The organism is Polaribacter sp. KT 15 (assembly GCF_900143115.1).
GTDB classification, from domain to species: domain Bacteria; phylum Bacteroidota; class Bacteroidia; order Flavobacteriales; family Flavobacteriaceae; genus Polaribacter; species Polaribacter marinaquae.
This window is the reverse complement of sequence record NZ_LT670850.1, coordinates 2,417,404-2,429,346: the sequence shown is the minus strand read 5'-3', so window position 1 is coordinate 2,429,346 and position 11,943 is coordinate 2,417,404. Positions and strand designations below refer to the sequence as shown.

Annotated in this window: 8 protein-coding genes; 3 read left to right on the top strand and 5 right to left on the bottom strand. The window is 28.6% G+C overall.

Features of this window, described 5'->3' with window-relative positions; all coding sequences use genetic code 11:
* The first annotated feature begins 96 nt into the window (after positions 1-96).
* Positions 97-3,003, top strand: coding sequence for a PEP/pyruvate-binding domain-containing protein (locus B5464_RS10920; RefSeq protein ID WP_079738389.1), 2,907 nt, complete (start codon positions 97-99; stop codon positions 3,001-3,003).
* Positions 3,003-4,322, top strand: a complete 1,320-nt coding sequence (locus tag B5464_RS10915) for a serine hydrolase (RefSeq protein ID WP_079738388.1) — start codon at positions 3,003-3,005, stop codon at positions 4,320-4,322. The genes B5464_RS10920 and B5464_RS10915 overlap by 1 nt, the downstream gene beginning before the upstream one ends.
* On the opposite strand, the gene B5464_RS10910 is transcribed toward B5464_RS10915, so the two are convergent.
* The 3 genes from B5464_RS10910 to B5464_RS10900 form a co-directional block, all read right to left on the bottom strand.
* Complete coding sequence (locus tag B5464_RS10910) at positions 4,319-7,138, bottom strand: NTP/NDP exchange transporter (RefSeq protein WP_079738387.1); 2,820 nt, start codon at positions 7,136-7,138, stop codon at positions 4,319-4,321. The genes B5464_RS10915 and B5464_RS10910 overlap by 4 nt on opposite strands.
* Positions 7,139-7,160: 22 nt before the next feature.
* Positions 7,161-8,066, bottom strand: a complete 906-nt coding sequence (locus B5464_RS10905) for a serine hydrolase (RefSeq protein WP_079738386.1) — start codon at positions 8,064-8,066, stop codon at positions 7,161-7,163.
* Positions 8,067-8,158: 92 nt separating this feature from the next.
* Positions 8,159-8,641, bottom strand: coding sequence for a DinB family protein (locus B5464_RS10900; RefSeq protein WP_079738385.1), 483 nt, complete (start codon positions 8,639-8,641; stop codon positions 8,159-8,161).
* A gap of 230 nt (positions 8,642-8,871) precedes the next feature.
* Between B5464_RS10900 and B5464_RS10895 the strand changes: the two genes are divergently transcribed.
* The gene (locus tag B5464_RS10895; RefSeq protein ID WP_079738384.1) at positions 8,872-9,834 is read left to right on the top strand and encodes a hypothetical protein; all 963 of its coding nucleotides are present in this window, start codon (positions 8,872-8,874) and stop codon (positions 9,832-9,834) included.
* Between the two features lie 192 nt (positions 9,835-10,026).
* Here B5464_RS10895 and B5464_RS14365 read toward each other — a convergent pair whose 3' ends face one another.
* Both B5464_RS14365 and ettA read right to left on the bottom strand, forming a co-directional pair.
* Positions 10,027-10,203 (bottom strand): hypothetical protein, encoded by a 177-nt coding sequence (locus B5464_RS14365; protein ID WP_154066963.1) that lies wholly within the window; start codon positions 10,201-10,203, stop codon positions 10,027-10,029.
* Positions 10,204-10,209: 6 nt separating this feature from the next.
* Positions 10,210-11,901 (bottom strand): energy-dependent translational throttle protein EttA, encoded by a 1,692-nt coding sequence (ettA, locus tag B5464_RS10890; protein WP_079738383.1) that lies wholly within the window; start codon positions 11,899-11,901, stop codon positions 10,210-10,212.
* Positions 11,902-11,943: the final 42 nt, after the last annotated feature.

The window sequence follows — 11,943 nt, the reverse complement described above, 5'->3', positions numbered from 1 at the left end:
TTTTTAACTCAATCAATTTTTTTGTTACTCTATTCAACTTTTAAAATATTTTATTACATTTTAAAAGTCTAGATTTGTTATATCAAACAACAAATCATGAAAACAAAACTACTGCTCTCTTTTGCTTTTGCATTATTATTTGGAACTACAAATTATGCACAACAAAAATCTAATAATGATATAAAAAAACTAATATCTTCTTACAAAAACGATATTCGCGGACCTTATTACCGCATAAAATGGTATTGTAAAGATGGTTCTGTTAGAGATTCTAAAGATCCTTGTCCAGATTCTATTGGTGGTGGTATTCAGCATGCGTCTTTTAAAGAATCTGCATTAGATTTAAGAAAAACAAATCACTTATTCTTTGGAGAAATCTTAGCTAGCTTAAACAATCAAGATTTTTTAGATTCAGAAAATAATTATAGTAGATTAAAACAATATCAATTAGGTAAATATCTTGCAAGTATAGATGATGGTTGGGTTCTTAAAAAAGGACAATACTACAGAGGTTCTGTACAATCTGAGGATGAAGAAGCTTGGGGAAAACAGTTTTTTGAAACTGTTTTAAAAGACGATAGTTTTGTTAACAATAATTACTATTTGGTAAGACAAGCTTTAAAAGATATACCGCACAATGGCGATTCTAATATTGCACAAAAAATGCGTAGCGAATCTAAAGTTTTGGCAGAAGAAATACCAGAATTTATGGATATCAGAATTAAAATTCATGGCAATCCAGAAAAAACAGATATTTATTTGGTTGAAAGTTTTATCAAAAAAAATGCTTCTAAAATAGATTCAAAAGAGAAGAAAATTTTTGACAAACTTTTACAAACAATGCAAGAGTTTTATGCTCCTTTAAATTATAAAACTATTGCTAACGAAATTTCTAAAATAATGGATAAAAATAACGTTTTAAGTAGTTTAAATGATTTTTTAAATGAAGACAAATCTAATTTAAGTGCAAAAGATATTGTTATTAAAATCACAGAAAATTTAGACTTTTTAAGATATAATATTACGCTATTTAATAATAGTAAAGATCGTTTGGCACTTTTAGATTTAACTAATCAATTAGAAAAAATTTTATTAATCGAAACTCAAAAGTGGCAACCCGCTACTTTAGAAGAAACCATCTTAAAAACACAAACTTTAACATGCGCTTCTTACGCTACAGGTTTAGTTGAAGCCTGGGAATTCGATTTGATAAAACCAATATATGCAACAACACTACTAAATGATAAGATAACACTAAAAGACTTAAATTCTTTGGTAACTAGTGCGAGAAGAGTTGTAGAATGGAGTACATCTTTAGTAAAAGCAAATTATCAAGAAACGGTAAATAAATATGCAGATTTTGAATCTTTTGCTTACGGTTTTATTGATGATAGAATTCGAAATTCGGTTACTCTTAATCTAGGGGAAACGGTAAGCAAACTAAATACTTTTGCTTCAGATATTTCTAATGTTAACAATAACGTTATGAATATTAGCAACCAAGGTGCAATTAGAGGTTTAAATCCTGGTTATGCGTTTGGTAAGTTAATTGTTGTTGATGGTAATCCAGAAAATATAGAAGTGAACACTAACAATATTTATATTTTTCAAAAACCACCTTCAGATTTAAAACCTGTTGCTGGTATTATGACGGTTTCTGAAGGAAACTTAGTTTCTCACGTACAATTATTAGCAAGAAATTTAGGGATACCAAATGCCGCTTTGTCTAGTGATAATTTAAAATCATTAGAAAAATATGCGAATAAAAATGTTTTTTACGCTGTTTCTAATAAAGGGAATGTTATTCTAAAATTAGAAAACGACATGTCGGATGAAGAGCAAAAATTATTCAACAAAAAAGAAAGAACTAAAAATATGATTACGGTACCAACCGATAAATTAAGGTTAGAGGTATCTAAAATTATAAATATGAAAGATGTTAAAGCATCTGATTCTGGTATTCTTTGCGGTCCAAAAGCTGCAAATTTGGGTGAATTAAAAAACCTATTTCCAAATAAAGTGGTTGACGGAATTATTATTCCTTTCGGAGTTTTTAAATCGCATATGAATAAAGAAATGCCATCAAAAAATAAAACTTACTGGCAATTTTTAAATGAAACTTTTAATAAGGCTACTCAATTAAAAAAAGAAAATGTTACTGAAGATGAAATCGAAAAATTTGTAATAGCATCTTTAAAAGAATTACATACAGCTATTTTAAATATAGATTTAGACGCTTCTTTTATAAAAGATTTAAAAAGTAATTTTTCATCAGTTTTTGGAGATAATTTAGGTAATGTTCCTGTTTTTTTAAGAAGTGATACTAATATGGAAGATTTAAAAGAATTTACAGGAGCTGGTTTAAACCTTACGTTGTTCAATATTTTAAAGGAAGAGAAAATTATAAATGGAATAAAGCAAGTTTGGGCTTCTGCATATTCCGAAAGAAGTTTTAAATGGCGTCAGAAATACTTATTAAATCCAGAAAATGTGTATCCATCAATATTAATCATACCAAGCGTAGATGTAGATTATTCTGGTGTAATGATTACCAAAGGGATAAATGAAGGTGCTGAAAATGATTTAACGGTTGCTTTTAGCAGAGGTGCTGGTGGAGCTGTAGATGGGCAATCTGCAGAAACAAGATTAATTACAGATAATAGCAGTTTTTTATTAAGTCCAGCAAGACAACCAGATTATATTAGACTTCCTGCAACCGGAAACACTAAAAAGTGTTATACCACTTTTAACAAACCTATTTTAAATTACAATAATATTAACGAAATAAGAGAATTAGCATCAGAAATAAGAGAGAAAATAGGGAAACAAAATGACGATAATCATGCTTACGATGTAGAGTTTGGTTTTAAAGATGATAAACTTTGGTTGTTTCAAATAAGACCATTTGTAGAAAATAAACAGGCAAAAAGTTCTGATTACTTAAACGCAATTTCACCAAAAACTGACAGTAACAAGGAAATTAAATTAAAAGAAAAAATATAATGATTAAAGGAAAACACTTATTAATAGCCGTTTTAGTTTTTGCATCATTTGGTTTTATCAAATACCCGATTGATGGTTATGAAAGCACAGGAATTGCAAGATTATATCAACTTAGAAAATTTCAATTAGATAGCGTAAGGTATACAAGAATACCTGCAGGAGCTTATAAAAAATTAGCAGATATAAAACTAAATTTAACCAAAAGAAAAAAAGATAGTGTAAATGATTTATTAATTTCTGATAAAGATTTTGAAAGAAAATTAAAGAGAATTATTCCTTCTGGCGCTTACTCTATGACTGCGTTAGACATGAGTAATCCTGATAATTTAAAATATGCAGAACATAGAGAAAATGTAGGTTATCAACCAGGTAGTGTAGGTAAAATTGCTGTTTTATTGGCTGTTTTTGATCAACTGCAAAAACTTTGTCCAGATTCTTTTAATGACAGAGCTAATTACTTAAAAAACATAAAAGTTACTGCTAGATATTGGGGAACAGGAGATCATCATACCATACCAATTTATGATATCGAAAAAGACAAATTAACAAAAAGACGTGTAATTGCTAGTGATGAGTTTTCTCTTTATGAATGGTTAGATCATATGGTTTCTGTAAGTAATAATGGTGCAGCGAGTGTTATGTATAGAGAGGCAATGTTAATGGCTGCATTTGGTCAAGATTATTTCTTTTTAGATGCTGAAAAAGCAGAAAACTATTTTAAAGAAACTCCTAGAGATTCTTTAACAAACTTGGCGCATTCAGTAGTAAATCAACCTTTAAGAAAATTAGGAATTACCGAGAATGAATGGAAATTAGGCGGAATGTTTACAAGACCTGCCGGAAAATATGTTGGTCGAAAAGGCGGAAGTATTGGTACACCAAAAGGATTAATGAAATTTTTATTACAATTAGAACAAGGTAATGTTGTTGATGAAGCTTCTAGTTTAGAAATGAAAAGACTTTTATACTTAACGGATAGAAGAATTAGATACGCAAAATCTCCACGATTAGATAGTGCTGCTGTCTATTTTAAATCTGGTAGTTATTATAAATGCGACAGAGAAAAAAATCCTGATTGTAAAAGTTATGCCGGTAACGTTTTTAATTATATGAACTCTGTTATTATTGTTGAACATCCTAACGGAATAAAATACATTGTTTGTTTGATGTCTAATGTTCTAAACAAAAATTCTGCCGGAGCACACATGTATCTTGCTAGTAAAATTGATGATATTATAGATGAAGCAAACCCAACGGTAAAACCAATTATTAAAGAAGAAGAGTATAAAACTGATTCTGAAGAAGAAGAAAATAATTAATTATTATTTGAGATAAAAAGATGATATGTTTTAGTTGCCAAAGCTTTAACATCTACATTTTTAAATTGTTTTAAAGGAAGCAAAACAGAAATTAAATTCTTGTAGTTAGATATTTGAACATATTTAATAACAAGAATTTTTAATTTAAAATTCCCCATTCTAATAATTCTTCTAAGAGCTTTTCTTTCTTTTATTGGGTTTAAATTTATAATAGTAGCTTTGTAATTAGCATCATCAACTACATAATACTCTATAATTGGCAAGACCATCGTTTTAATTTTACTTTGTAAAATATTGTCTAAAAACTCTAACGAATTAATTTTGGCTTCTTTTATTTCACTCTGAATCCCTACATAAGTCATTTTTATATCTTCGGCATTATACAACAAACTTAAAAGATTAAATATTGCTTTTAAGTTGTTATCTAATAGTATTTCTAATTCTAAAATTAAATTATTTCTAACTACATTTAATTCTGTTATTCCTTCTTCGGATAAAGAGCTCTCTAAGTTTATTAAATTTTCTATTGAAGTAATAATTTCTAATGTATTTTTATAATAATTACTTTCTCTTAAAATTTGATTTTTAACAACACGGTTGCTTACAGATAAGTTTTTATTCTTCTTTAAAATTTTAACCAAAGAATTAGAAGCATATAACCTTGTTACAGCATTTCGACTTCTTAGTAAACGCAATAAGATTTTTACAGATTTTTCATTTTTAAAAGACTCTACAATTCTAGGTAAATGTTTTTTTATAGAGGGTTTTAAAATTCCTTTTTTATCGAGTTTAAAAAGATAATCAATAATTTTAGGTCCGTAATTTTTAAGCGCTTTTACAGCCCTTTTACGATATTTCTTTTTTAGTAAAAGATTTAATAAATCGTCAATAAAAATTTCATCCGAAGTTATACCTGCAGAAATAGTTGCAAACTTAGCAATATAAGGATTACTGTTTTTTAAATGTTTGCTAATTAAATGATAATTACTCGTCATTCTTGCATACGCAATACTCATTAATAAACCAGCTAAAACTTCTTGTCTATCAGATAAATTACCATTATTTAAAGCAACTACTTTTTCATCTAACCTACCTAAAACATTGTATTTTAAGCCTAGTTTTGCATTGTTATAGCTTTGTTTTGCTAAAGAATGTAATGCTCCGTTTGCGATATACTCATTAGAATGATTTAAATATTTATTAAAAAATGACGTATCAGAAATTGGCGAATGCGCTAAAATATAATCCAAAGCAATGTACACCAATAAATCATCTTTTTCATAAACAAGAACTTCTACTTTATCTAGAATATTAACACTATCAAAAGCATCTAAATATTCTATCGCTTTTGTTTTTATTTTATTTGAAGGATGTTCTAAAAGTCGAATTATTGCCTGATTAAAATTGGTTTGCTTATAATCTTTTAATCGATTTAAAGCATTTAAAATAGCTTCTTCATTTCCGCTAGAAAGAATTTGCTTAAAATCGGCAATTGTATTTGTACGCTTTTTACTTTTTACATTTTCTAATGTAAGCGTTTTCTGAATATTCTCTTTAAAAGACGTAAAATAAGCTTCTCTTAGTTTGTAGATAAACAAGATCCATACAAACGTGAAAAAGAGAATAATTACAGTGATGTATGTTGTATCTAAGTTTAATCTTTTAATTAGAAAAATTAATAAAAACCCAGCAAAACCAGTTGCTATACTATCGATTACAACATCGATATAAGACTTTGCCTGATTTTTAATTTGAATAGGAATTGGCATAATAGACAATTCTACTGCAGCTTTATTAACAGATTGTTTCGCGCTACCATCAATACCTTTTATGATGATTAAAACCCATAGTTCTGGAAAAGTTAAAAACAATAAACTACCAAATGCAATAGTTAATGGTAAAATTAACAAGGTTGTAGAAACCCCTAATCTTGTTAAGACTTTATTGGTTAAAAATAACTGAATTACCAATGCAATTACATTAAATGTTGAAAACCAAAAACCAAAAAATGCAGCCAAATCATCAGAATCTGGTAATGCTTTTTGAGCAAAATCACTAAATTGAAAATCTACTAATTTCGCTACTACTACTCCAATTCCTGTAATTAAAGCAATATATGTTAAGTGTTTTGAATTTTTAATTAGGTTTAAAGAAGAACTTTCTAAGTTTTCTTGATCTGCAATTACTTGTTTTCTTTTAAACGTATTTAGAAACTTAATTTTTAAATTGTAAACTTTCTTTAAAATGGGAATACACAATAAAATTAAAGCAGCCGCCACAAAAATAGCGACTTCATTACCAAAACTAGTTGCAATAATACTTGTTAAATATCCGCCGAATATACCTCCAGAAATTGCACCCGCTCCTATAAATCCAAAGTTTCTTTTTGCTTCTCTTGCATTAAAAACCATGTTTGCAAACAACCAAAACTGAGAAGTAGCAACTACAGCAAACAAAGAAATAAATGTATAATAAAAGTACAATAACCAATTGCTAATAACTGTAAACTTAATTATTAAACCTAAAGCTATAAAGGCAATACTAAATATTATTAATGAGATTACGGTTACTTTTACCAAAGAAAAATATCTAATGGCTCTGTTGTAAAAATAGGAAGTTAAAACTGCAACACTTGCCACTAAAAGATATCCTAAAGGCAAACTATCTGCACCTAATTTAGAAACAAAAAGTGCATTTACAGTTGGTTTAACTATTAATAAGGTAGTTATTATTATAAAAATATATAAAAACATAAAAAAAGAGATGCTTATTTCGTCATCTCTTAATCCAAATGTTTTTGATATAATTTTTTTCACGATTTAATTGCCTTTTAATAGACTATAAAGAACGTGTTTTTTTTAATACTTTTTCTAATGGTCTTACTAAGTTTCTAATTATTTGTTCACCATAATCGTTATCAATTAAGGCAACAATAATATATTTTCTTTCTGGCCCCCAAACTAAGGCAGAATCAGAATGGTAATTTCTCCAAGAACCCGATTTTCTATAGATAGTTGCTTGTGGTGCAATTTTATCTAGAGTGTTTACAAATTTATGATGCAACTTTGGGTCTTTCATAATTTCTAACATTTCTGTAGAACGTTCTGTACTAATTAAATTACCTAAAGCTAATTGATAATAAAAGCTACAAACTTGTCTTGTAGTTGCTGCATGACTTAAACCTTTTAAAGGATCTGGATTTCTTTTACCAGAAGCTGCATATCTTTTTCCTACCCATAAACCTCCACCAACTTTTTCATCGTATAATTTATTTTTAGGAGCTCTTAGTACCTGTTCAATCTTTTTATAACCAAGTCTATCAATCATTCTTGTAGAAGCCTGATTATTCGATTTACTAATCATTAATCGTAAATCTTTTTTAATTTCATCAGTATACTCTAATTCTTTATTTTCAATAGCATCCATAGCCGCCAAAAGAATGGCTATTTTAGGTAAACTTGCGGCATACATCATAAAATTATCATTCATACCGGCATATCTATAATTTGTTGCATCACTTAGATCTACAATACCAATAGACATTTGCTTACCTGCAATTAATCGTTTCCATTTTTTATTGGAATTAATCTCATTAACCAAAATTGTTTTTAACTGCGGATCTTCTATTTGAGCAATAGGATCGATTTCTGCAACATGGCTTATCGGTAAGCTTTGTCCGTAAACAATAGTAGATAATAATATTGTAAGTGTTAATAAATGATTCTTAATTTTCTGTAAATACATATTTTAATTATTTTATTAATAACTATCTATATTATACAACATATATACCATCTTACAAGCTATAGATGTTAATGTTATCTAAAAATACAAAATTAACGCTTTACTGTACTAGGGTTAAAACCAAAATCTGCAACAGGCAATTCGATACCTAATTGATAAATAAGATAACCTATACTTGCATAATGATGTGTGGTATGACTTTGTGCTTGCATTAACGCAGCTGCAACTGTATAATTAGCAGTTTCATTTCCTAAACCTACATTATCACAAATTTTAACGCTCTTATTAAAATCTTCTTTAGAAATCTCATTCAATCTTTTTATAACAGTATTAAAATACTCTAGCCCAACGCTAGTTTCATTCTCTGCACACTCATTTCTTTCTCTTACAGAAAGGTCTATATAACCATCTTCTAAGCCATTAAAAATACAAGAGTAAACGTCTAAAATATGTCTCATATGACAACCAATACTTGAGTGATACGGTCCTACGGACTTATTTCTGTATTGATCATCAGAAATATTTTTTAATAATTGTACTCCTCTTTGTAAATTCTGCTCGATGGCTTCAATCATAAATATTTTTTGTTAACAGTCGTAAAAAGTTTTTCTAATTTACAAGATATTTACGACTTTTTAAAATTCATAATAAACTACAAAACAACGAATTAGATAAATTATTTTATACAAAACTACCATTTTACAATCATATCTATAATTTTTTGGCACGCTCTTTGAAAATAGTTAAACCAAATGCGGATGTCGAAAAGCAATTAGAGTAGACAAAACCCTTAAAACCATATATTATGAAAAAAGGTGTACTTATTTTATTAGGATTGTTCATGATGGTTTCTACTGTTGAAGCCAAAAACGGCAACTATTTACCAAACAACATTAGGGTTAATTACTCTTACAATGAAGCTGTAAACTTTACAGAAAGAGGAATTGATTTTTTTATTTTTACAAACGGAGATTTCGATTTTGATACAAATTATAACAACACATATTACGATTATAATGGCGTTAGAACAAGAACTACAGGCGTTACAATTAAAAGAGATTTTAGAGGACGAATTAGACGTGTAGGTAATGTTTTTATCAATTATGATTATAGAGGAAACGTATCTAGAGTTGGTAATGTCTTTATGAGGTATTATAGAAACAGACTTACCAATGTTGGTAACCTTACTGTAAAGTATAATAGATTCGGAGAACCAATTTTTTACGGTGATGTAAAAGACAACTATTATTTTGATAACGGAGTTAGAATAAATCTAAATATAGGAAGCATTTATAATTATAATGATGCCTATTTCTTTAAAAGAGACTTTAGAAGAAACTTTACTAAGTTTAGAGAAGATAGTAGATATTATTACTATAGATCTAACAAAAATAGTAAAGGAAAAAGAAACAATATTATAAGACGTAGAAAACCTGTTACTAAAAAAGCGACAAATAGTAATAGACGTCATATAACTTACAGAAAGGCAAATACTACTAGAAACAATAACAATTCTAGAAATAGCAATACTAATAGAAATGAAAATACTAGAACAAATAGAAATACAAAATCTAATAGAAATAATTCTATAACAACTCGTAGAAATAATACAGTTGATACAAGAAGAAAAGTTGAAACTAAAAAAGACAATTCTAAAAGAACTGTTACCAGAACAAAAAAAGTAGTTACTAAAAAACCAGTTGTAAGAAAAAGAACAACTAAAAATAAAAAGGAAAATAAAGTAACTTCTAGAAGAAGAAATAATTAAAAACAGGTGTTTATACCTGTTTACAAAAACAGAGATTATTTTACATTTGTAAAATCAATTTATGATTTCAAAAATGCTTAATGATTGATGAATTGTGATAGGAGAAGTAGAAGTTAAAAGTCCCATTTTTTTTAATAAAAAATGGGACTTTTTAATTGGATTTATATTATTTATGATGTTGAGGTTTTGTTTCTAAAAACCAAAACCACTATCAAAACAAGTACCTGGTACAGGCTCATCTATACACGTTTGCCCTCCGTTACCATCACTATAACATCTTTCTCGAGTCTCACAATCACTTTCTTCTTCACAAGAATAAAAAGATACCAATAACAATAATACAGTTATTTTAAAGATATATTTTTTCATAACTTATTATCGTATTAACTTTTTGTATTTAATACGTTTTGGCATTAAATCTCCACCTAAACGCTTCTTCTTATTCTCTTCGTAATCAGAGAAAGAACCTTCAAAGAAATACACTTCACTGTTACCTTCAAAAGCTAAAATATGTGTACAAATTCTATCTAAAAACCATCTATCGTGACTAATTACAACCGCACAACCAGCAAAGTTTTCTAAACCTTCTTCTAAAGCTCTTAAAGTATTTACATCTAAATCGTTTGTTGGCTCATCTAAAAGTAAAACATTTCCTTCTTCTTTAAGTGTCATGGCCAAATGCAATCTGTTTCTTTCTCCACCAGAAAGTGTAGAAACTTTTTTGTTTTGCTCGCTTCCAGAGAAATTAAAACGACTTAAATAAGCACGAGAATTCACTTGCTTACCACCCATCATTACTAAATCTTGTCCATCAGAAAAGTTTTCCCAAATTGTTTTATCAGGATTTATATCTGAATGTGCTTGATCTACATATGCAATTTTAGCAGTTTCACCAACTTTAAAACTACCATTATCTGGGTTTTCTTCTCCCATAATCATTTTAAAGATAGTTGTTTTACCAGCACCGTTTGGCCCAATAATACCAACAATACCTGCTTGCGGAAGGTTAAACTCTAGGTTTTCATATAAAATTTTATCATCAAAAGCTTTAGAAACACCAGTAGCTTCAATAACATTGGTACCTAATCTTGGTCCGTTTGGTATAAAGATCTCAAGTTTTTCATCAACTTGTTTTTGATCTTGACTCATTAACTTATCGTAATTTTTTAAACGAGCTTTCTGCTTTGTTTGTCTACCTTTAGCACCTTGTTTTACCCATTCTAACTCTCGTTCTAATGTTTTTTGACGTTTAGAAGCTGTTTTGCTTTCTTGTGCCATTCTATTAGATTTTTGATCTAACCAAGAAGAGTAATTTCCTTTCCAAGGAATTCCTTCTCCTCTATCTAATTCTAAAATCCAACCGGCAACATTATCTAAGAAATATCTATCGTGTGTTACAGCAATTACGGTTCCTTTATATTGTGCTAAATGATGCTCTAACCAATGTACAGATTCTGCATCTAAATGGTTTGTTGGCTCATCTAATAATAAAATTTCTGGTTCTTGTAATAAAAGTCTACATAAAGCAACTCTTCTTTTTTCTCCACCAGAAAGTACACCTATTTTCTTATCAGAATCTGGTGTTCTTAATGCATCCATAGCAATTTCTAACTTGGTATCTAATTCCCAAGCATTGGCTGCATCAATTTTATCTTGTAACTCGGCTTGTTGCGCCATTAACTTTTCCATCTTATCGGCATCAGAATATACTTCTTCTAAGCCAAACATGTCGTTAATTTTGTTATACTCATCTAAAATGGCAACTGTTTCTGCAACACCTTCTTTTACAACTTCTAAAACAGTTTTTTCTGGATCTAATTGTGGTTCTTGCTCTAAATAGCCTACTTTATAACCTGGCGAAAAAGTAACATCACCTTGAAAGTTTTTTTCTACACCTGCAATAATTTTTAACAAAGTAGATTTACCAGAACCGTTTAAACCAAGAATACCAATTTTGGCACCATAGAAAAAACTTAAATATATATCTTTTAAAACTTGCTTTCCTGTAGATTGATAGGTTTTAGAAACCTTATTCATAGAAAAGATAACTTTCTTATCGTCGCTCATTTTTATTATTTTATAAAATTTATTTTTGAAAAATTTGCTACT

Bases quoted from the DNA above. Each gene is read 5' to 3' on its own strand.
- B5464_RS10920 (WP_079738389.1), top strand. From the start codon at position 97: ATGAAAACAAAACTACTGCTCTCTTTTGCTTTTGCATTATTATTTGGA.
- B5464_RS10915 (WP_079738388.1), top strand. From the start codon at position 3,003: ATGATTAAAGGAAAACACTTATTAATAGCCGTTTTAGTTTTTGCATCA.
- B5464_RS10905 (WP_079738386.1), bottom strand. From the start codon at position 8,066: ATGTATTTACAGAAAATTAAGAATCATTTATTAACACTTACAATATTA.
- B5464_RS10900 (WP_079738385.1), bottom strand. From the start codon at position 8,641: ATGATTGAAGCCATCGAGCAGAATTTACAAAGAGGAGTACAATTATTA.
- B5464_RS10895 (WP_079738384.1), top strand. From the start codon at position 8,872: ATGAAAAAAGGTGTACTTATTTTATTAGGATTGTTCATGATGGTTTCT.
- B5464_RS14365 (WP_154066963.1), bottom strand. From the start codon at position 10,203: ATGAAAAAATATATCTTTAAAATAACTGTATTATTGTTATTGGTATCT.
- ettA (WP_079738383.1), bottom strand. From the start codon at position 11,901: ATGAGCGACGATAAGAAAGTTATCTTTTCTATGAATAAGGTTTCTAAA.